Genomic DNA, 21010 nt, shown 5'->3' with positions numbered 1-21010 from the left:
GAAAATTGTTTTTGGACTCCTAAGCGCATTAGTAATTGAAGTAGGCACAATTATTATACAAGTAATATAGACACTAGAAAGTAAGTATTGTTTTCCAACATAGAAGAAAGCATACAAATAGCCTAACTAAAAGGTATAATGATGTCAGTATGTAGGTAAAGGAGTTAGTAAAATGAGAAAAAGACCCGCACGTTTACAACAAGGTGATACAGTTGGGATTATTACACCAGCAAGCCCACCTATGCGCAAACAATTCGACAAGTCATTGGAAATTTTAAGTAATCTTGGTTTGAATTATGTAGTAGGCGAAGCTGTTGGAGAGAAAGAATATTATTTAGCAGGGACAGATGAGCTACGTGTCAAAGATTTGCATACGATGATTGCAGATCCAACAATTAAAGCTATTTTTTGCGCAGCTGGTGGTTATGGTAGTTCACGAATTCTCGATCAAATTGATTATTTATTATTGGAAGAAAATCCGAAAATATTTTGGGGATTTTCAGATATTACATTTTTACACAGCGCATTTGGAATGTTTAGTGATATTGTGACATTCCACGGACCTAACCTACAGGCGTTAGGTGATGAAAATGTACATGAGCGTACGATTCGTATGATCCAGCAATTATTTACACCAGCAGAGATTTTTTATGATGAAACAATAGCACCTCTGACAACGATAAGTGGCGGTCAAGTACGCGGTCAGCTTGTAGGAGGAAATCTTTCTTCAATCGTAGGAGGATTGGGTACAAAATTCGAACTTGATGTTGTCAATAAAATTATACTAATTGAAGAAATTGGTTTAGAACCGGTTCAAATTGATGCCTACTTAAATCAGCTGAGATTATCGCGTAAATTAGAACAATGTGCTGGAATTATTATCGGTGATTTTAGTAAAACACAGCCGCGTGAATTCAAAAATTCACCCCAACTGGCTGAATTATTCGCGAGCTATTTTAGTCATCTTAATAAACCTGTCGTTAGTGGTTTTAAATTTGGTCATGAGCAGTTAAATATCGGTATCCCTTTGGGTGTTGATGTTATGCTCGACGCAGATGCTAAAACATTAGTGCTCTTACCAGGTGTTGAATAATAATTTTTTTGATATATAAAAATAACAAAATAGTAGTATTATACAGCCTTCACTTTATGTGGAGGCTCTATTTGTATAGAAAAAATGATATTTCGAGATAATTATTGTTTCGTGTAGAATATTATATTTTCAATTAGTTGATTGAATTATCGGAATATTTCTGCTATTGTATTAAGAAACTAAGATTGATAAAAAATGGTAGGGATGTGAAACGCTTGAAATTATACGTATCGGTTGATATGGAGGGCATTACGGGCTTGGCAGATTATACATATGTCACGGCGGGAGAACGAAATTATGAAGCAGCAAGACAAACAATGACCAAGGAAGCCAATACAGTTATTGAGCAAGCCGTCCAAAGTGGAGCAAGTGAAATACTCGTAAATGATAGTCATTCAAAAATGAATAATATTCTTTTTGAAGAATTGCATGAAGAGGCAAATTTAATATCAGGTGATTTCAAACAATTTTCTATGGTACATGGTCTAGACAATAGCTTTGATGGTGTATGTTTCTTAGGTTATCATTCTCGAGCGAGCATGCCAGGTGTGATGAGTCATTCGATGAGTTTTACCGTCAAAACAATGTATTTGAATGATGTTGAGGTGGGTGAAATTGGTATGAATGCATATGTGGCAGGTTACCATGGAGTGCCAGTTATTATGTTGGCAGGAGATGATGGTGCTTGTCGAGAAATTGAGGCACTTATTCCAGGCGTAGTTACCGCGGCAGTGAAACAATCAATTTCACGATCCTGCGTAAAAACATTGCATCCGAAAAAGGCACGTGCTTTGTTAGCGGAAAAAACAATGGAAGCGGTTACAAATAGAAAAGAAATAAAACCATTAACACCACCGGATAATCCGATATTGAAAATGGAATTTAATAATTATGGTCAGGCTGAATGGGCAGCATTAATGCCTGGGGTGACAATTATAGAAGGTACTACGATGGTCGAATACAAGTCTAAAGATATGCTAGAGGCGTTTAGAGCGATGCTTGTCATGCTTGAGCTAGCGTGCCAAGCAAAATACTGCTAGAAGAACAGGAGGCTTTCGATGATCAAATATATTATTAAGCGTTTTTTCATGATGATAGCAACTATTTTTGTCATAGCTACACTTACTTTTTTTCTAATGCATTCTATACCAGGGTCACCACTCGAATCGGATCGAACAACGAATCCTCAAATTCAAGCAAATTTAGAGAAGTTTTATCATTTAGATGATCCACTACCAATTCAATATGTGAATTATTTAAAATCAATTGTCACTTTTGATTTTGGACCATCAATCAAAAAACCAAATGATTCAGTTAACTCTTTAATCGAACGAGGTTTTCCAATTTCTTTTGAACTAGGCATGGTATCCATATTAGTCGCCGTTATTTCAGGCCTAATATTGGGGACACTTGCCGCGTTAAAACATAATGGTATAATCGATTATTTAGCAATGACAATCGCCGTAGTGGGTATTTCGATACCAAACTTTATATTAGCGACTTTGCTCATTCAAGTATTTGCTGGTTCACTTGGCTGGCTCCCAGCAGCCACTTGGTCTGGTCCCTCCTATATGATTTTACCAACATTGGCTTTAGCGACGGGTCCAATGGCGATTATCGCACGTTTAACACGTTCAAGCATGCTAGAAGTGCTAACGCAAGACTATATTAAAATGGCTAAAGCTAAAGGACTTAAACCATTTCGTGTAATTTTTAGGCATGCTATGAGAAATGCACTTATGCCGATTGTGACAATTATGGGGACGATGCTTGCAGGTATTTTAACAGGTACTTTTATTATTGAACGGGTATTTGCAATTCCGGGGATGGGCAAATATTTTGTCGAATCAATTAGCAATCGTGATTATCCAGTCATTATGGGAACGACAGTTTTTTATAGTGCCTTCCTCGTATTTATGCTGTTTTTAGTCGATATTGTATATGGTTTACTAGATCCTCGTATTAAATTACACAATAAAGAAGGTGAATCATCATGACAAATATCACACGTCAAAATCCTGAAGATGATTGGTTCAAACCGCTATCAAAGGATAAGGCTAGTGCAGAAAAAGTGGTGAGGCCGTCATTATCTTACATGGCGGATGCTTGGCGCCGTCTACGAAAAAATAAATTAGCGATGATGGGTTTATTTTTCTTAGTAGCCCTTATGCTCATGGCTGTTGTCGTTCCATGGATTTCACCTTACTCTGTCACTTCAACAGACTATAAAAATCAAAATCTAGCGCCATCACTGTCCAACTGGTTTGGCACAGATGAAGCAGGCCGCGATGTTTTTGTACGTACTTGGTATGGTGCAAGAATTTCACTATTTGTTGGGATTGTTGCTGCGCTAATCGATTGTGTAATCGGCATCATTTATGGAGGAATTGCTGGTTATAAAGGTGGTAAGGTGGACATGGTGATGATGCGTATCGTTGAAGTACTATATGGTATACCTAACTTATTGGTTGTTATTTTACTGATGGTTGTGATGGGGCCAAGTTTGACGACAATCATTATTGCCATTGCATTAACCGGTTGGGTAGGTATGGCACGAATTGTACGTGGTCAAGTTCTCCAAATTAAAAATTATGAATTCGTGACAGCATCAAAATCATTTGGTGCAAAGTCATCACGAATTATTCGGAAAAATCTACTGCCAAATACGATGGGACCAATCATTGTTCAAATTACCCTTACAGTACCGAGTGCCATTTTTACCGAGGCATTTTTAAGTTTCCTTGGACTGGGTGTAAGCGTACCTTTTGCAAGTTGGGGTGTGATGGCTAATGATGCATTGCCGGTTATTTTATCTGGTGACTGGTGGCGATTATTCTTCCCAGCATTATTTATTTCTCTAACGATGTTTGCATTTAATGTGCTCGGTGATGGTTTGCAAGATGCGCTTGATCCGAAATTGAGGGGGTAGAAACAAATGGTTAGTAAACAATCAACAATGCCGGAGGATACACTACCAGAATCACAAGAGAAGATTTTACAAGTGAAAAATTTACATGTGACCTTCAAAACATATGGTGGGTATGTCAAAGCAGTACGCGGTGTGACCTTTGATTTATATAAGGGGGAGACATTGGCGATTGTCGGTGAATCTGGCTGTGGAAAAAGTGTGACATCAAGTGCCATTATGGGTTTGATTCCACAGCCACCGGGCAAGATTGAAAATGGTGAAATCCTTTTTGATCATAAGAACTTAGCCACTTTACCAAAAGCAAAACTACGCCAAATTCAGGGTATGGATATTTCGATGATTTTCCAAGATCCAATGACTGCACTTAATCCAACATTAACAATTGGAGAGCAGTTGACGGAGGGTGTACGTACGCATAAGGGTTTATCTAAATCGGAAGCTAATATGAAGGCATTAGAAATGCTTAATTTAGTTGGGATTCCAAACCCACAAGAACGCATGAAGCAATACCCCCATCAATTTTCAGGTGGTATGCGTCAACGTATTGTCATTGCTATCGCCCTTATATGTGAGCCAACAGTATTGATTGCGGACGAGCCTACAACAGCTTTAGATGTAACAATACAGGCGCAGGTATTAGAGTTGTTTGCAGAAATTCAACAAAAAACAGGTGTGTCAATTATATTAATAACACATGATTTAGGTGTTGTGGCAAAGATTGCAGATCGTATCGCTGTTATGTATGCCGGTCAAATTATTGAAATCGGAAACAAACGAGAAATTTTTTATCAAGCGAGCCATCCCTACACGAAAGGGTTATTGAACTCTGTGCCACGTCTAGATTTAATGGATGAGGAGCTACAACCAATAGATGGTACACCGCCTGATTTGTTTGACCCACCGAAGGGCTGTGGATTTACAGCAAGATGTCCGTATGCCATGGAAGTATGTGAAAAAATAGAACCGGAAAAAACTATGCTTAGCAACTCGCATCGTGCCTATTGTTGGCTACATGATGAGCGAGCACAAGCTGTTTTTCCATCAAAGTAGTGACTCGTACACAGTACTTGACATATCACCAAAATCAAAGGGGGAAATAAGATGAAGAAGTGGCTTGTGATGTTACTAACGGTTGCATTATTTATGGTAATGGCTGCATGTACGGCCAATAAAGATGCTGGTAAGGATTCTGGCGGTGACAAAGGGAAAGCTGTAGAAAAGGTGCTTTACTTAAATAATGGTGTTGAACCGAACTCATTTGATCCATCGGTAGCGTTTGATGCCGTTTCTTGGAATCCATTAAATAATTTAATGGAAGGATTAGTTCGCTTAAATGATAAAAACGAACCAACTGAGGCGATTGCGGAGAAAATTGATATTTCTGAAGATGGTAAAGAATATACATTTACTTTACGTGATGCCAACTGGTCAAACGGTGATAAAGTAACAGCCAATGATTTTGTCTATGGTTGGAAACATATGTTAGAAGCAAAAACAGCATCACCAGCAGCATTTTTAGCCTATGAAATCGTCGGTGCCGAAGATTTTAATATGGGTAAAGGCAAATTTGAAGCAGTCGGTATTAAAGCACCAAATGATCAAACATTAAAAGTAACATTAAAAGCACCAACTGAAGCATTTTTAAATATTATTACAAACCCAAGTTTTTTCCCAGTAAACGAAAAAAATGCAAAAACGAATCCGAAATGGTTTGCTGAAGCGGATACTTTTGTCGGCAACGGGCCTTTCAAGTTAACGGCTTGGGAGCACGATGCAAAAATGACATTTGAAAAAAATGATCAATATTGGGATAAAGATGTTGTGAAGTTAAGTAAAGTAGAGTGGGCAATGGTCAACGATACGAATACGGAGTATCAAATGTATAAATCAGGTGAGCTAGATGTTTCTAGCGTACCATCCGAAATGGCTGAGCAATTAAAAGATGATAAAGAATTATCAAATATGGATCAGGCAGGTGTTATGTTCTTCCGATTCAATACGGATAAAGAACCATTTACAAATGAAAAAGTGCGCCAAGCATTTGCCATGTCAATCGATCAACAACAAATTGTTGATTACGTAACAAAAACAGGTCAAAAAGCGGCACATGGTTTTGTATCATATGGTTTTGTAGGGCCAGATGGTAAAGAATTCCGTGAAGAAGTGGGCGACTTAATTACTCCAGATACTGCAAAAGCAAAAGCATTACTTGCTGCTGGTATGAAAGAAGAAGGCTGGACAACTTTACCAAAAATCACTTTAACGTATGGTACAAGTCCAGATAATCAAAAAATTGCAGTAGCAGTTCAAGATCAACTGAAAAAAGCAATTGATGTCGATGTGAAACTACAAAATGTAGAGCCAATGGTATTTATGGCTGAATCAAAAGAAAATAAATATCAATTCTTCCGTTCATCATTCTTGAATGATTATGCGGATCCAGTAAATGCTTTAGAAAGTTTTATTACCGATTCATCAATGAATCGCACAAACTGGTCAAATAAAGAATTCGATAAGTTAATTGCCGGCTCGAAAAACGAATCTGACGCTGCGAAACGTTGGACGATGTTACAAGATGCAGAAAAAATTCTTATTGAAGAAGCACCAATTGTACCTGTTCATTTTTACAATCAATTGTCTTTACAAAAACCAAATATCAAATCAATTGTTCGTCATCCAGTAGGGTATATGGATTTGAAATGGGCAGATAAAGAATAGTTTTTGAGGAGAAGGAGCATTTGATTGCTCCTCTCCTTCCTAAATGATAGGATAGCAGGCCTATCATTTAGGAAGGGGTGATGGTATGAAGCAACGACCAATCGCGTTAAAAAAGGGTGATTTAATAGGCATAATCGCACCATCAAGTCCACCAAAGAAAGCACAACTACAAGCTTCTTTAGCATTTTTGGACAAGCTCGGTTTGCGTTATGTATTTGGTGGAGCAGTCAATGAGGTAAATGGTTATTTGGCTGGTTCAGATGAGGAACGTTTAGCTGATTTACATACAATGTTTGCAGACCCTGCTATTAAGGGCATTATTTGTGCATGTGGTGGCTATGGTGCTGCTCGTTTTACTGATGCTATTGATTTTGAATTGCTCGCGAAAAATCCGAAAATCCTGTGGGGTTATTCAGATATTACATTTTTACATAATGCGATAGGTAACAACAGCAATCTTGTCACTTTTCATGGTCCTATGTTGGCTTCCGATGTCGCAGAAGAAAGTTTTCAAAGTAGCTCTGCCCTACAATTTCAACAGTTATTTGAACCAACTATTTTACAATATGATCTAAATTTTGGACCAATAAAAACACGTGTAGGGGGACAGGTAACTGCTGAAGTTGTTGGAGGGAATCTAAGTTTAATTGCCAATGGTATTGGTACGCCCTTTCAGTTGGATGTTGCAGGGAAAATATTGTTGATAGAGGATGTAGGAGAAGAACCGTACCGTGTAGATTGTATGCTCAATCAGTTACGTCAAGCAGGGATGCTTGATCAACTTACTGGTGTCATCATTGGAGATTTTTCTGAAGCACAGCCTAAAAAACAGCAGGAAACCTTAGAATTAGACGATGTTTTTTCACATTATTTTTCACCACTTCATATACCCGTTGTCAGTGAGGTTAAAATTGGGCATTGTCAGCCACATTTTGCCATACCATTGGGAGTTGAAGCGACAATTGATGCGGATGAACCAAAAATCACCTTCCAAGCAGGTGTTCGAAAAGGAGACTGAAAAAATGAAAATCACAGCAATCTATACAGAAAAAGTGGCGGTGCCATTAAAAAAACCATTTAAAACTGCGTTGCGTACAGTGAATATTGCAGAGTCAATTTATATTACGATTGAATTAGAAAATGGTCGCCGTGGTTTTGGTGAAGCACCACCAACACTTGTCATTACCGGTGATTCATTAGCGAGCATCGATTTTGCTATTCATGGGGTGTTTAAACCACTCTTAGTTGGTAGACATCTTGAAGAATTTGAAGATATTTTTGTACAATTACATAAAGCCATTGTTCGCAATACCAGCGCAAAAGCAGCAGTAGATATGGCCATCTATGACCTGTTGGCACAGCAAGCAAATTTACCACTTTTTCAATATCTAGGTGGTGCAAAATCTGAGCTAAAAACGGATTACACAGTCAGTGTCAATGCAGCGAGTGAGATGGCAGCAGATGCTCAACAATATGTGCAAGATGGCTTTGATCTATTAAAGATTAAAGTAGGTATTGGTACGATTGAAGAAGATATTGCACGTATTGTGGCGATTCGTCAAGCAATCGGCCACCAAGCGACTATTCGTCTAGATGCAAACCAAGGTTGGAGTGCCAAGGATGCTGTTTATGCTATACGTCGTATGGAAGACTTGGAGCTGAAAATCGAGTTAGTTGAGCAACCTGTACTGGCACATGATCTGGAAGGGTTAAAGTATGTGACGGACAATACTTTAACACCTATTATGGCAGATGAATCCGTATTTTCTGCTCATGATGCACAGCGAGTTATTGAAATGCGTGCTGCAGATTTGATCAATATCAAGTTGATGAAAGCGGGCGGTATTCACGAAGCATTAAAAATTAATGCATTGGCAAAAACCCACAATATGAAATGTATGACGGGAAGTATGATTGAAACAAAAATAGGCATCACTGCAGCGGCTCATTTTGCAGCGAGTCAAAGTAATATACACTATTATGATTTTGATGCTGCATTGATGATGAAAGAAGAAACCACAGTTGGAGGTATTCAATACGATGGTAGTCGTATCCGTTTTGCGAAAGAATCGGGACTAGGTATTTTAGCGATTGGGAGGAAAATTCATGAAAACATATGAAGTAGTCGTAGCAGTAGCAAATATTTGGACAGCCGCAAATAGTGCAAGAAAAAATGATGAATTTGCACTTAGTAACCCCGTACAACTCAATAAATGGTTGGAACAACAGCCATACAAAGAGCGTTTGGCTTTATGTGATAGTAATTTACTGCAGTCACAGCTTTTATATGGTGAATGTCTTCAAGTGATAGAGGAGGTAGATGGTTGGAGTTCGGTCATTGTATCACAGCAACCATCGCGTAAAAATGCTGCGGGTTATCCTGGTTGGGTCCCTTCGCATCAATTACAAATAGCGCAAGAAAAAACGGCAACTAAGTTTGTTATCGTTACAGCCAATAAAACGCAAATATATAAGAAGGATTTTACGCTAAGTATCGTCGTACCATTTAATACAATTGTTGATTATTTAGATGAAGATGCGATTTATTATGATGTACAAACGCCTCATGGGGCAGCAAAAATTTTGAAATCTGATGCAGCAATTACAGCATTACCACATGTAGGGAATCGTGATTCGATGGCTAATAGGACGATGAGTTCCCTACAATTTTTAGATTTGCCATATGTTTGGGGAGGCATGTCATCTTATGGGTATGACTGTTCAGGTTTTACCTACAATATTGCAAAGGCTGCGGGTCATATAATCGGTCGAGATGCAACAGAGCAATCAGAAGGTGGTACAGCGATTAATAAAGATGACCGCACGCAATGGCGTGTGGGTGATTTATTATTTTTTGCTGATGACCTTGGAACTAAAAAAGAATCTATACGACATGTCGGTCTTTATTTTGGCAATGATTTATTATTACATTCTCATCAGACAGGTAAATCAGTTGAACTCTATGAGTTGAATGGTTCTACATTAGAAAAAGAAATTTGTGCAGTACGCAGATACGACTAGAGGGGGACGTCCTATGACTCAGAATCAACCAATATTGAAGGTTAACAACTTGAAAAAACATTTTGATCTAGGAAAGGGTCAAATATTGCAGGCGGTAGATGGCATTACTTTTGAAGTTTATAAAGGAGAAACATTTGGATTAGTAGGCGAATCGGGCTGTGGCAAATCGACGGCTGGTCGTACAATTATGGGTTTATATGGTCGCACTGCTGGAGAAGTCCTTTTTAATAATCAAGATGTACACAAATTAAAAGGGAAGGAGCGCAATGCATTTTTGAAAAATATGCAAATGATTTTTCAAGACCCCTATGCATCGCTAAACCCACGTTCGACAGTCTATGAAATAATTGCAGAGCCACTTGTCATTCATGAGGTATATAACACAAAAAAAGAGCTGAATGCGAAGGTCAATGATTTATTGGAATCAGTTGGCTTAGATCGTGAACATGCCAATCGTTATCCACATGAATTTTCGGGTGGTCAACGTCAAAGAATCGGAATTGCCAGAGCGTTAGCATTAGATCCGGATTTTATCATTGCAGATGAACCAATCTCTGCTTTGGATGTTTCCGTTCAAGCATCTGTCGTAAAGTTGCTGCAAAAATTACAAAAGGACAAAGGTTTTACGTATTTATTCATTGCGCATGATTTATCGATGGTGAAATATATTTCAAGTCGCATTGCCGTTATGTATTTAGGACATATTGTCGAGTTAACGACGAGCGAACAATTGTATAAAAACCCATTGCATCCATATAGTCAGGCGTTGTTATCGGCTATTCCTATACCCGATCCTGATATTGAAGAAGCAAGACAACGTATCATCTTACAAGGGGAATTACCAAGCCCAATCAATCCACCAACGGGTTGTGTATTCCACACACGTTGTCCGGTAGCTAAAGCGGAATGTTCTTCAGTAAAACCTCGTTGGTTAGAAAAAGAACCAGGACATATGGCGGCGTGTCACTTGTTAGATCCAGATATGATTCTACACGAGAAGGAAACTGTAGTGGAGGTATAAACGAGTAATAAATGCTCGTAAATATAGAAAAAAGCCAACTTTTATTCGTTGGCTTTTTTCGTCGTCACTCTATAATTACTTGAGGCTCTTCAGCATTTAATAATTGAATAGTATAGTCACCACCATGAATTTGCATGAACATTTTCCCAGCAGATTCGAGTAATTGTCGGCATGCAGCTTCTTGTAAAGAGGGACGTAAATAAAAAATTTGGAGTGCTTCAGTCGTGTTTTCAGTGACAGCTGTACGTACACTATCAACATAGGGGCTACCAAAAGGGCCGCTGTTATCTGCAGAATAGGGTATATTTTTCAGGTGAGTATAACGACCATTTAAACCTTCATAACCGATGCGATCATCACCTAAAGCAACTGTGATATCACCATCAATTTTAGCAGCATCGTAAAGGCCTACAGGAATTTCATATTGCAATGAAAAGAAGTTATTCAAATCGACAGCAGAATGATCCGGTTCTAAATAATTTTCTTTTGCAATACGTCGCATTAAGTTTTCTGTAGAATGGCGGTAGCGGTTGGCGTCAGCACCAAAAGTTTTCCAAAGCTGTCGCCATTCACGAATACCTGCTCGATCCGTTACAGGAACATCTTGTAAATCTAAAAATAAATTTTCTTGATAGAGTCTTGTACGACCTTTTATCATTTGAGGCGATTCTCCGACGATAATTTTGGTATAATGGATAATGCCGATTTTAAAATCAGGAACGGTCCATGTTAATGAAGAATCTAATTGAATTTTTGTCATATAATCATCACCCGTTTGTTCATTTTTTCCAATTGTATCATAGGAGAGGGAGGGAAACCAAATGAATGTCTTAACACTTCAGCAGCAGGTTCGAGACTACGCTATTTCAATAGGAATCGATAAAATTGGTTTCACCTCTGCTGCCCCATTTATCGATTTAAAACGATTATTAAAGCAACAGCAAGAGTTGGGCTATCAGTCTGGCTTTGAGGAAGCCGATATTACAAAACGAACAGAACCGACATTATTGTTAGAACAAGCACAGAGTATCATTGCCATCGCAGTCGCTTATCCATCCAAAATGGTTGATGCTCCGCAAGGCAAAAAGGGTGAACGTCGTGGTATTTTTTGTCGTGCGTCTTGGGGCATTGACTATCATACAGCGATGCGAGAACGTCTAGCTTTATTGGAACAATTTATTTTAGAAAAGGTACCAACAGCAAAATTGCGTTCAATGGTTGATACAGGAGAACTTTCAGATCGTGCTGTTGCCGAGAGGGCAGGAATAGGGTGGAGCGGCAAAAATACGAATATTATTACGCCAGAGTTTGGCTCCTACGTCTATTTGGCAGAAATGATTACAAATATACCATTTGAATCAGATGAAGCGATAGGCGATCAATGTGAGGATTGTAGACTATGCCTGGACGTCTGTCCGACTGGAGCTCTCATACAGGGGGGGCAATTGAATGCACAGCGTTGTATTGCATTTTTAACGCAAACAAAGGGTGATCTACCGGACGAATTCCGTACACATTTGGGTAATCGGATTTATGGATGTGATACATGTCAAACGGTTTGCCCAAAAAATAAGCGGAAGCATAATTTAATTCATGAGGAATTATTCCCGGATCCTGAAATTGCCAAGCCATTATTAAAACCATTACTGACAATTTCAAATAAGGATTTCAAACAACAATTTGGTCATATTTCAGGGGCATGGCGTGGTAAAAAACCACTGCAACGCAATGCCATCTATGCCCTTGCTCATTTTAAGGAAGAAGAGGCGATTCCGTTGCTTGAGGAAGTGATGACAACGGATGAACGTCCTGTTATTAAAGGGGCAGCTGCTTGGGCCATCGGAAAGATTAACGGTGAACAATCCAAAGCAATTTTACAACGAGCATTAATCGATGAACAAGATGCATATGTTATCGAAGAGATCCACAAAGGTTTACTGTTTACACAATAATGAAGGAAGTGTCTAGCATGTCATTACACATTGTTTTATATCAACCAGAAATACCTGCAAATACAGGAAATATCGCCAGAACCTGTGCAGGAACAAATACCAGCCTCCACCTGATTCGTCCACTCGGTTTTTCAACGGACGATAAAATGCTAAAACGTGCAGGATTAGATTATTGGGACAAAGTAAATATTACGTATTATGACGATGTGGAAGCATTTTTTGAACAGCATGGTCAAGCCACTATTTATTATATTGAAACATTCGGTACAAAAAATTATACAGAATTTGACTATTCACATACAGAAGAAGATATATTTTTTATGTTTGGCCGAGAAACAACGGGTATTCCAAGAACCTTAATCGAAGATCAAAAGCATATGTGCTTACAAATTCCGCAAAGTGACAATGTACGCTCATTAAACTTATCAAATACTGCAGCCATCGTCATTTATGAAGCATTGCGCCAACAAAATTTCCATTCAGTAAAATAAAAAAGGTGCTACGTCAACTATTGGGGTGGCGTGATTTGGATTTTTCAAATCACGCCACTTTTTCTATTTATTCGTTTCGGACGAATGCTCTCTTCAAGCTCGCGTCTCCTGCGGAAAGAGTTGAGCAGAGATTGTATGGTTTGAAACCCTCGACCAAATAGTATAGAAGCATTAAAAAGAGCCACCCTGGCTATTCATGAGGATGAATAACGAAGATAACTCAAGTGAACGGGCATCCTAATTAGATGCCTTTTTATTTTTCTGCTTCTTCACCAGGTACGCTATCGTAGCTGGATGTGAAGATGGCTACTAGGAATGAAATAATAACACCGATAATCAAAATTAATTTCATGTGGGTGCACCTCCTCCTGTTAAAGTAAATGTTCACACTTAGTATATCCTATTTTTTCCTTTAATGATAGAAAAATGTTAGATGTCCAAGTCAGAGAAATGACAGTAATCAGCGAGTGTATAATCAGCAGCATCGCAATCACCTTGGAACATGATTGTCGAGATACCGATTGATTTTGCGGGGATTAGATCCAAAGGTCGATCACCTATTGCTAGATCAATACCATATTTGTCGTGTAAATACTTGTATGAAGTTGCATCCGGTTTTCGTGGGAAACCATCATCACCAGCAACGATTTCGATAAAATAGTGGTTGAGTTGTGTTTCTTTTAGTAGGCGTTCAACTGTAGCACGTTCCATATGTGTCATAATAACATTCAATTCTGCCTGATCTAAGACATCTCGGACACACTCAAATGGTTTAAAGACATCTTGTTGGATTGTTCGGCTTTGTGCCTTCATATCAGTTGCTTGTTCAGCTGTCAGACCAAAATAGTCAATGGCATGTGACTGTGAAATTTTTAGCTGTCGATAGATTTCTTCTATGCTGAATTTACCCTCTAAAATTTCAAATAATATAGCTGAATAAGCAGGGTATGTATCCATAATGGTGCCATCAAAATCCCATAAAATCTTCATTCGTACACCTCTCCTTTTTAGTAAAACAATTTACTCGTAATTTAAAGATAGCATAAATAGGCTGAAAATAAAGTTTTTGAGTCATCCAGTAGAAAAAAACTGCAACTGGGCATACTACTCAAAGTTTAGGGTATACTAATATTATACGATTGAAGGGGGACAAAAACATGAAAAAGAAAGAACAAACTTCAAGCGGACACATGACAAATGATATGGATGATGTAATCGAGTTAGGAAAACAAATGGACAATATGCGTGATGAGCAGCAGTTAAATCAAGATGGTTACATACAAGATCCTGTACAGTATGAGGAAGCCAATAAAATCAAAGTGAAACCTAAAACAAAAGAACAATCTGAAAAAAAGAAATAAATAAAGGGTATCGCATCGAACTAGCAGCATTTTTGTAGGGCGATGCGAGAAAGGTCGGAAGAATTCTTCGGACCTTTTTTTATGCAAAAAACCCAAACATCGAGAAGCAATGTTTGGGTTTTCTAATTAATGTGGCAAAAATAGTAATTGGTAGAGGAATAACACAGCGAAAATATACATGAGAGGATGTACTTTACGCCAATCACCTTTCACTACTTTTAATAATGTATACGTAATAAATCCGAAGGCAATACCTGTTGCGATACTTGATGTAAGTGGCATAATCAAAATAACTAAGAAAGCTGGTAGGGCTTCATCAAAATCGTTCCAGTTTATATGGCGAACAGATGCAATCATCAACGCACCAACAATAATTAATGCAGGAGAAGTAATAGCGCTAACTTGTGATACAGCATCTACTAATGGTCCGAAGAAAGAAGCAGCTATGAATAAAACTGCGACTACTAATGTCGTTAGACCTGTGCGACCACCAGCTGCAACACCAGCAGAAGATTCTACATAGGCAGTAGTAGGAGATGTACCAAACATGGCACCAAAAGTAGTACCTAATGAATCAGCGAATAAGGCTTTACGAGCACGTGGAAGTTTATCATCTTTCATTAAGCCAGCTTGTTTGGCGACACCAACTAAGGCGCCAGTTGTATCAAATAAAGTAACAAGAATGAAAGAAAAAACAACGCCGTATAAACCATATTCAATTACTTCACCGATTGCAGCAATAGGATTCCACACGATAATACCCTCTGGTAAATGTGGTAATGCAGCAATATCATTAATTTTCAGTTGATCTGTGAAGAAGGCAATTATACCAATGACGATCATACCGATGAAAATAGCACCGGGTACTTTACGTACCATTAAAATGGCAGTGAAAAGTAAACCGCCAATCGTCAACATAACACCAGGACTTGTTAAATCACCAAGTTTTACGAGGTTTTTATCACCGCTATCGACAATAACAAGCGCTAAACGTAAACCAAGAAAGGCGATGAATAAGCCAATACCAGCAGTAATCGCATGTTTTAGATTATTTGGAATCGCATTCACTAACTTTGCTCTAAAAGGTGTTAAAGATAACAGTACAAAAATAATACCGGCTACAAAAACAGCTGAGAAGGCAGTTATATACTCAATTTCACCTTTTGATGCTAAGACAACCGTGTATGTGAAATAGGCATTTAACCCCATTCCTGGTGCAACTGCAATGGGGTAATTAGCGACTAATGCCATCCAAAGCGTTGCAATCACTGTAGCGATAATTGTGGCAATAAATACTTGTTGAGAAGGGACACCAGCATCAGCTAAGATAGCTGGATTGACGATTATTATATAGACCATTGTAAGGAATGTAGTCATACCAGCTAATAATTCCGTTCTGACAGTCGTTCCATGTTGCTTCAATTGAAACATAGTTTAAATCTCTCCTTAAAACCGAACATTTTTTGGGACAAAGTATATAATATTCGTTTAAACACGAAAAATCAACCTTTTTAAAAAAAGTAATTATTCTCAAAATTATTAGATAATAGATTGTTTTGTTGATCTATTTCGCTGATTTTGGAGCGGTCATGGGATTCGCCGAGTTTATTTACTAAAGAAAAACGTAGTGCGATGCGCATATAAAAGATAAAGGGTGATTGGTGGATTCAATGTTTTATAACTTTGCAACAGAACTCAATACGTTTATACTATTTAACAAAGGAGCGTGATGATGTGTATACATTAACTTCAACAAAAAAACTTTATAACGGTGTAGAAATGCCTCGCTTCGGTTTAGGTGTCTATAAAATGACTGATCCAGAAGAATCGTACTTAGCGATGGAAAAAGCGTTACAAGAAGGCTATACAGCTATCGATACAGCCTCATTATATGGCAATGAACAACAAGTTGGCGAAGCGCTTCGTAACAGCAATAAAAAACGACAAGATCTCTTCATTACCTCAAAAGTATGGAATACAGATCAAGGCTATGATGAAACATTATTTGCATTTGAAAAAAGTTTGAATTTATTACAGATGGATTATTTAGATCTCTACTTAACGCATTGGCCTGTACCGAGTAAATTTAAAGAGACATATCGTGCAATTGAGCGTCTCTATGATGAAAAATTAATACGTGCGACAGGTGTTTCTAACCATCAAGTACATCATCTAGAAGAATTAATGACCACTGCGAACTATAAACCAATGGTCAACCAAATTGAGTTACATCCCTATCTAACGCAGGTGGAAAACCGTGAATTTTGTCAGGCGAATAATATAGCAATCACTGCTTGGTCTCCATTAGGTAGAGGGAAAGTATTACAAGACGAGACAATTCGTCAAATCGGTGAGCAATACAATAAAACAACTGCACAAACAATTATCCGTTGGCATCTACAAGGGGACCATATTGTTATTCCAAAATCAGTTACACCAAGTCGCATAGTAGAAAATGCGCAGGTATTTGATTTTGAATTAACAGCAGAAGATATGGCTCGTATTGATGCTTTACATCGCGATGAACGCTTTGGTTCACATCCAGATCATTATGCCTATGAATAGGATGTAACACCTATACCCTAAAAAACGTAACGAGCCTGAGATAAACGTATTTTCAACAGAGAAAATCCCGTATGATTTGTCGAAATCATACGGGATTATTCATTTCAATTAATTTCCGCTTCGAAAAATCTTTCCGCGGACATGGCTTCAAACGCCTCATCACTGAGTCCCTGTGGGGTTTTCAGCTCATTCAATTGATTTGATTATTTGTATGGGAGACATACTATTTTTGTTCTGTCCCAGGCTCGTTTTTTCTTAATACATAGGAGTTTACAGACAGTGAAATTATCGTGTGATGTCCTTTTCTATGTAATAGAACAAGCTATACGAACCTTGACAGTATATGGCTCTTTTTATGAATCGGTAATTTTTATTGATCAAATGTGGACATAGAAAAAACTCCCGATGTATAAAGGGAGTTTTTCGTCAGTCATTATTTGCTGTTTTTCATATCTTTGAAGAACTTCGTGAAATTCTCTTTTGGTTGTTCACCAACAATGCGACCAACTTCTTTACCATCTTTATAGTAAGCTAAAGTGGGTGTAGCTTCTAAGTTATAATCAGTCCAACCTTGTTCAAATTCTAAAACATTATATTGATCAATATGAATCTGATCAGCAGCGGCTAAGGGCATTAATTCAGGTGTTACTTTTTGGCAATGGACGCATTCAGGTGAGAAAAAGTATGCAAATACACCTTCACCAGACTTGATTTTTTTGTCTAATGCATCAGGTAAGATAATATTTTGATAATTTTTATCATCTAATTGATCGATAGTAGATTGTTTTTTCGGCGTATAATCACCGTATAAACCAGATTCCGTATTTTCCTTACTAGAATCAATTTTATTGTCGTTTTGTGATTTGTTGATAAAGAATAGTGCTGCGAAAATAGCAACGACTACTACAATAATAACGATTAGTATGCCAGCATTATTTTTCTTTTTACCTAGTGGTTGTTTTTTCTTTTTACCTAGTGGTTGTTTTTTCTTTTGAGCCATTAATTTTCTTCCTCCTTAGATGCTTTTAAAATAACGATGCTCAGACCCATAATGAGTAGGAATGCGAGCAGAGATAGGAATGGTATCGTTACGAAACCAAACCAGTTTATATATTGACCGGTGCATGGTACACGTCCACATGCTGCAGCATTATCGTGTAGATAAGGGATTTTTTGAATACCGTAATGATAGAGAGCGACGCAAGTACCAATAATTGAGAAAATTAAAGTAGTCATCGCAATTTTGGCATTATGTTGCAAATAAGCTACACCGATAATAAGTACGAGTGGGTACATCAATATTCTTTGATACCAACAAAAGGTACAAGGTTCATATTTTTGGACTTCAGAAAAGAATAGAGAGCCCATCATGGCTACTAGCGATATGACCCACATGGCTAATAGACTAAATTCAATTTTTTTCGTCATTAAAATTCTCCTAATTCTAGAGTATTTTCCTACTCGAGTATATAAGTTTATCGATGTGAAGTAAAATGTTTTTTCTCGAATCATGAGTTTTCTTATATGATTTAATATATTTGTAATTTTGTAATTCAGCCAAAAGCATGAGACGCTTGTCATAGGATATTTTGAAAAAGAAAGGTACAATAGAGTAATACATTGTGTGGGGAGGGCGTATTTTGCAACCAGCAGATCATTCAAATATTACATTATTAAAAGAAATCGCAGAGCTTTTAAATGAAGAAACAGAAGTACAACCGATGCTTCAGCTCGCCCTGAAAAAAGTATTGGCTGGTACGACTTTTGAAACGGGTTGGATTTTCTTAACGAAAGACCGTAGAAAGCATGAAATTGTTGCACAAGAGAACCTACCGGCATCTTTATCTCAAAATGCTTGTCACTATTTGACGAAGGGCGGTTGTTGGTGTTTAACAAAATTTCATAACAATGAACTTGAAAAAGCCTCGAATATTATTGAGTGCCAGCGCATAGAATTGGCCAATAAAGGTGAGGATACAGATGAGTCAGGTATTACACATCATGCCACCGTACCATTACAGTCTGGTCAAGAGCGCTTTGGCTTATTAAATGTTGCATCACCAAATACTGTTCGTTTTTCGGATAATGATTTAGCCTTATTAGAATCGGTAGCTTTTCAACTTGGTTCAGCAATTAAACGGATTTTATTGACAAAACAAGAACAGGAAATGGCACTTGTGCAAGAGCGTAATCGCCTCGCACGCGATTTGCATGACTCTGTCAATCAACTGCTATTTTCAGTTACTTTAACTTCGCGTGCTGGGGTAGAAATGTCCGATGAGGTAATGGTCAAAGATACCTTTAGAGAAATTCAAAATTTAACGCAAGAAGCTTTAACCGAAATGCGCGCACTTATATGGCAGTTGAGACCAAAAGGTTTAGAAACGGGCTTGTTAGAAGCGATAAAAGGTTATGCTGAAATGCTTGGCCTCAAATTGAATATTAAAGTATCAGGTGTTTTACAATTTTCATCGAAAATAGAAGAATCTTTATTTAGATTGACACAAGAAGCACTCAATAATATTCGAAAACATGCAGGCGTGACAACAGCGGATATCATTATTCGCGTTACACATAGTGATATTCTACTTGTCATTAAAGATGAAGGACGCGGTTTTTCTGTTGACTCATCTGTGGTTTTACCATCACTAGGACTTCAAAGTATGAGGGATCGAACGACAGATCTTGGCGGCACAGTCGATTGGGTGAGCGACATTGGTAAGGGAACTGAAATCTTAGTTAGATTGCCATATTAGAGGAGGGAGTGAGTTCTATGATTAAAGTACTGATTGCAGATGATCATCATGTCGTGCGACGTGGTCTATTATTCTTTTTAAAGACGCAGAAGGATATTATGGTTATCGGAGAAGCAAGCAATGGACGAGAGGCTGTAGAATTAGCATCAGAATTGCAGCCAGACATTGTATTAATGGATCTTGTCATGCCAGAGATGGATGGTATTCAAGCGACAAGGCGTATTAAATCAGTGTATCCACATATCCACATTTTAATGTTGACAAGTTTTTCGGATCGAGATCATGTAGTACCAGCTATTGAGGCAGGTGCTGCAGGTTATCAGCTTAAAGATATTGAACCTGATGATTTAGTTGACACAATTCGAGCTATTATTGCCGGGAAAAATCGTATGCATCCGGATGCAACAACGCAACTGACAAAAAGTAATGAAGAAAATATCAATTTACCACATATGTTGCACCCATTAACACGTAGAGAGAAAGATGTTCTAGCAGAGTTGACGATGGGGAAGAGCAATAAAGAAATTGCAGCTTCTTTATTCGTCACTGAAAAAACGGTGAAAACACATATTTCTAATATTTTTTCTAAATTAGAAGTCCAAGACCGTACACAAGCAGCATTGTATGCTGTGAAAAATGGTTTAACAGAAAATTAAATGAGTAGTGAGTTACATTACATCCGGTAATTTAGCTCCTTTTTTATTTCTATTCTATGTATTGGGTTTTTTCAAACACTATTAGCAGTTCATATGCTGAAAAAGGGGCTGGTCGAGATGTTGACTAGCTTTTTTGGGCTATTCAAATAGCTTGAAGGGATTCATCATAAAAGAAATGGATGAAAAATACAGATGCATTTGGACGATTTGATTCTTTTGGTGTGAAGCAAACGAATAGAGGAAGTGGCATGCCTTTTATGTTTACATAAAGACAAAAGTAAAATGAGTTCGGTACAAGACGAGGGCACTGAAAAAGTCCACTTTTCCTCGTAGCCGTTGATTCCGTTCCGGCGGACGCTTTTCGCGGGCACGGCTCCAGCCTTCTCCCTCGCTTCGCTCAGTCCGGGTGCTTCCGCTCGTGCTGTTCCCGCAGAAGTCGCCGCCTGC

At 38.1% G+C, this 21010-nt stretch carries 22 protein-coding genes; 16 read left to right on the top strand and 6 right to left on the bottom strand.

What is annotated here, in order from left to right; translation table 11 throughout:
- Positions 1-172: 172 nt before the first annotated feature.
- From DEX24_RS15365 to DEX24_RS15320, 10 genes are all read left to right on the top strand, one after another.
- Positions 173-1093, top strand: coding sequence for a S66 peptidase family protein (locus tag DEX24_RS15365; RefSeq protein ID WP_109307284.1), 921 nt, complete (start codon positions 173-175; stop codon positions 1091-1093).
- Between the two features lie 215 nt (positions 1094-1308).
- Positions 1309-2133, top strand: coding sequence for a M55 family metallopeptidase (locus tag DEX24_RS15360; protein WP_109307283.1), 825 nt, complete (start codon positions 1309-1311; stop codon positions 2131-2133).
- An 18-nt stretch (positions 2134-2151) separates the two neighbouring features.
- A complete protein-coding gene (locus DEX24_RS15355; RefSeq protein WP_109307282.1) occupies positions 2152-3090 on the top strand; it encodes an ABC transporter permease in 939 nt (312 codons plus the stop codon).
- Positions 3087-4022: an ABC transporter permease gene (locus DEX24_RS15350; RefSeq protein ID WP_109307281.1), complete on the top strand. Its 936-nt coding sequence runs from the start codon at positions 3087-3089 to the stop codon at positions 4020-4022. The genes DEX24_RS15355 and DEX24_RS15350 overlap by 4 nt, the downstream gene beginning before the upstream one ends.
- Positions 4023-4028: 6 nt before the next feature.
- Positions 4029-5072, top strand: coding sequence for an ABC transporter ATP-binding protein (locus DEX24_RS15345; protein WP_281288200.1), 1044 nt, complete (start codon positions 4029-4031; stop codon positions 5070-5072).
- Positions 5073-5123: 51 nt separating this feature from the next.
- Positions 5124-6740, top strand: a complete 1617-nt coding sequence (locus DEX24_RS15340; RefSeq protein WP_109307280.1) for a peptide ABC transporter substrate-binding protein — start codon at positions 5124-5126, stop codon at positions 6738-6740.
- A gap of 85 nt (positions 6741-6825) precedes the next feature.
- Positions 6826-7758 (top strand): S66 peptidase family protein, encoded by a 933-nt coding sequence (locus tag DEX24_RS15335; RefSeq protein WP_109307279.1) that lies wholly within the window; start codon positions 6826-6828, stop codon positions 7756-7758.
- Positions 7759-7762: 4 nt separating this feature from the next.
- Entirely contained in the window at positions 7763-8860 is a 1098-nt protein-coding gene (locus tag DEX24_RS15330) for a dipeptide epimerase (RefSeq protein ID WP_109307278.1), read from the top strand.
- Positions 8847-9761 carry a C40 family peptidase gene (locus DEX24_RS15325; protein WP_109307277.1) on the top strand — a complete coding sequence of 305 codons (915 nt, stop codon included), beginning with the start codon at positions 8847-8849 and terminating at the stop codon, positions 9759-9761. Before DEX24_RS15330 ends, DEX24_RS15325 begins: the two co-directional genes overlap by 14 nt.
- Positions 9762-9774: 13 nt before the next feature.
- A complete protein-coding gene (locus DEX24_RS15320; RefSeq protein ID WP_109307276.1) occupies positions 9775-10782 on the top strand; it encodes an ABC transporter ATP-binding protein in 1008 nt (335 codons plus the stop codon).
- Positions 10783-10846: 64 nt separating this feature from the next.
- Here DEX24_RS15320 and DEX24_RS15315 read toward each other — a convergent pair whose 3' ends face one another.
- The gene (locus tag DEX24_RS15315) at positions 10847-11542 is read right to left on the bottom strand and encodes a B3/B4 domain-containing protein (RefSeq protein WP_109307275.1); all 696 of its coding nucleotides are present in this window, start codon (positions 11540-11542) and stop codon (positions 10847-10849) included.
- A 61-nt stretch (positions 11543-11603) separates the two neighbouring features.
- Between DEX24_RS15315 and queG the strand changes: the two genes are divergently transcribed.
- Entirely contained in the window at positions 11604-12734 is a 1131-nt protein-coding gene (gene queG / locus DEX24_RS15310) for a tRNA epoxyqueuosine(34) reductase QueG (RefSeq protein WP_109307274.1), read from the top strand.
- Between the two features lie 17 nt (positions 12735-12751).
- Positions 12752-13225, top strand: coding sequence for a tRNA (uridine(34)/cytosine(34)/5-carboxymethylaminomethyluridine(34)-2'-O)-methyltransferase TrmL (gene trmL / locus DEX24_RS15305; protein WP_109307273.1), 474 nt, complete (start codon positions 12752-12754; stop codon positions 13223-13225).
- Between the two features lie 429 nt (positions 13226-13654).
- Here trmL and DEX24_RS15300 read toward each other — a convergent pair whose 3' ends face one another.
- Positions 13655-14215 (bottom strand): HAD-IA family hydrolase, encoded by a 561-nt coding sequence (locus tag DEX24_RS15300; protein ID WP_109307272.1) that lies wholly within the window; start codon positions 14213-14215, stop codon positions 13655-13657.
- A 167-nt stretch (positions 14216-14382) separates the two neighbouring features.
- On the opposite strand from DEX24_RS15300, the gene DEX24_RS15295 reads away from it, so the two are divergent.
- Positions 14383-14586 carry a hypothetical protein gene (locus DEX24_RS15295; RefSeq protein ID WP_109307271.1) on the top strand — a complete coding sequence of 68 codons (204 nt, stop codon included), beginning with the start codon at positions 14383-14385 and terminating at the stop codon, positions 14584-14586.
- Between the two features lie 126 nt (positions 14587-14712).
- Here DEX24_RS15295 and DEX24_RS15290 read toward each other — a convergent pair whose 3' ends face one another.
- Positions 14713-16017 carry an NCS2 family permease gene (locus DEX24_RS15290; protein WP_109307270.1) on the bottom strand — a complete coding sequence of 435 codons (1305 nt, stop codon included), beginning with the start codon at positions 16015-16017 and terminating at the stop codon, positions 14713-14715.
- Positions 16018-16365: 348 nt separating this feature from the next.
- Here DEX24_RS15290 and DEX24_RS15285 point away from each other — a divergent pair, with 348 nt between their 5' ends.
- On the top strand, positions 16366-17151 hold the full coding sequence (locus tag DEX24_RS15285; protein ID WP_109307290.1) for an aldo/keto reductase: 786 nt from the start codon (positions 16366-16368) through the stop codon (positions 17149-17151).
- Between the two features lie 433 nt (positions 17152-17584).
- Here the strand turns inward: DEX24_RS15285 and DEX24_RS15280 are convergent, their stop codons facing one another.
- A complete protein-coding gene (locus DEX24_RS15280) occupies positions 17585-18151 on the bottom strand; it encodes a thioredoxin family protein (RefSeq protein WP_109307269.1) in 567 nt (188 codons plus the stop codon).
- The gene (locus DEX24_RS15275) at positions 18151-18579 is read right to left on the bottom strand and encodes a disulfide oxidoreductase (RefSeq protein WP_109307268.1); all 429 of its coding nucleotides are present in this window, start codon (positions 18577-18579) and stop codon (positions 18151-18153) included. Before DEX24_RS15275 ends, DEX24_RS15280 begins: the two co-directional genes overlap by 1 nt.
- 212 nt (positions 18580-18791) lie before the next feature.
- On the opposite strand from DEX24_RS15275, the gene DEX24_RS15270 reads away from it, so the two are divergent.
- Together DEX24_RS15270 and DEX24_RS15265 are read left to right on the top strand one after the other, a co-directional pair.
- Positions 18792-19907 (top strand): GAF domain-containing sensor histidine kinase, encoded by a 1116-nt coding sequence (locus tag DEX24_RS15270; protein WP_186819628.1) that lies wholly within the window; start codon positions 18792-18794, stop codon positions 19905-19907.
- 17 nt (positions 19908-19924) lie between these two features.
- Positions 19925-20563, top strand: coding sequence for a response regulator transcription factor (locus DEX24_RS15265; protein WP_109307267.1), 639 nt, complete (start codon positions 19925-19927; stop codon positions 20561-20563).
- A 164-nt stretch (positions 20564-20727) separates the two neighbouring features.
- Here DEX24_RS15265 and DEX24_RS17390 read toward each other — a convergent pair.
- Positions 20728-21010 (bottom strand): hypothetical protein (locus DEX24_RS17390; RefSeq protein WP_211310124.1); only part of this gene is annotated, 283 nt, incomplete at its 5' end.

The sequence above is a fragment of the Kurthia sibirica genome (assembly GCF_003143975.1).
Lineage (GTDB): Bacteria > Bacillota > Bacilli > Bacillales_A > Planococcaceae > Kurthia > Kurthia sibirica.
The sequence above is the reverse complement of the archived record's forward strand: the minus strand, read 5'-3'. Positions and strand labels throughout refer to the sequence as shown.

Bases quoted from the DNA above. Each gene is read 5' to 3' on its own strand.
- DEX24_RS15365 (WP_109307284.1), top strand. From the start codon at position 173: ATGAGAAAAAGACCCGCACGTTTACAACAAGGTGATACAGTTGGGATT.
- DEX24_RS15355 (WP_109307282.1), top strand. From the start codon at position 2,152: ATGATCAAATATATTATTAAGCGTTTTTTCATGATGATAGCAACTATT.
- DEX24_RS15350 (WP_109307281.1), top strand. From the start codon at position 3,087: ATGACAAATATCACACGTCAAAATCCTGAAGATGATTGGTTCAAACCG.
- DEX24_RS15345 (WP_281288200.1), top strand. From the start codon at position 4,029: ATGGTTAGTAAACAATCAACAATGCCGGAGGATACACTACCAGAATCA.
- DEX24_RS15340 (WP_109307280.1), top strand. From the start codon at position 5,124: ATGAAGAAGTGGCTTGTGATGTTACTAACGGTTGCATTATTTATGGTA.
- DEX24_RS15335 (WP_109307279.1), top strand. From the start codon at position 6,826: ATGAAGCAACGACCAATCGCGTTAAAAAAGGGTGATTTAATAGGCATA.
- DEX24_RS15330 (WP_109307278.1), top strand. From the start codon at position 7,763: ATGAAAATCACAGCAATCTATACAGAAAAAGTGGCGGTGCCATTAAAA.
- DEX24_RS15325 (WP_109307277.1), top strand. From the start codon at position 8,847: ATGAAAACATATGAAGTAGTCGTAGCAGTAGCAAATATTTGGACAGCC.
- DEX24_RS15320 (WP_109307276.1), top strand. From the start codon at position 9,775: ATGACTCAGAATCAACCAATATTGAAGGTTAACAACTTGAAAAAACAT.
- DEX24_RS15315 (WP_109307275.1), bottom strand. From the start codon at position 11,542: ATGACAAAAATTCAATTAGATTCTTCATTAACATGGACCGTTCCTGAT.
- queG (WP_109307274.1), top strand. From the start codon at position 11,604: ATGAATGTCTTAACACTTCAGCAGCAGGTTCGAGACTACGCTATTTCA.
- trmL (WP_109307273.1), top strand. From the start codon at position 12,752: ATGTCATTACACATTGTTTTATATCAACCAGAAATACCTGCAAATACA.
- DEX24_RS15300 (WP_109307272.1), bottom strand. From the start codon at position 14,215: ATGAAGATTTTATGGGATTTTGATGGCACCATTATGGATACATACCCT.
- DEX24_RS15295 (WP_109307271.1), top strand. From the start codon at position 14,383: ATGAAAAAGAAAGAACAAACTTCAAGCGGACACATGACAAATGATATG.
- DEX24_RS15290 (WP_109307270.1), bottom strand. From the start codon at position 16,017: ATGTTTCAATTGAAGCAACATGGAACGACTGTCAGAACGGAATTATTA.
- DEX24_RS15285 (WP_109307290.1), top strand. From the start codon at position 16,366: ATGCCTCGCTTCGGTTTAGGTGTCTATAAAATGACTGATCCAGAAGAA.
- DEX24_RS15280 (WP_109307269.1), bottom strand. From the start codon at position 18,151: ATGGCTCAAAAGAAAAAACAACCACTAGGTAAAAAGAAAAAACAACCA.
- DEX24_RS15275 (WP_109307268.1), bottom strand. From the start codon at position 18,579: ATGACGAAAAAAATTGAATTTAGTCTATTAGCCATGTGGGTCATATCG.
- DEX24_RS15265 (WP_109307267.1), top strand. From the start codon at position 19,925: ATGATTAAAGTACTGATTGCAGATGATCATCATGTCGTGCGACGTGGT.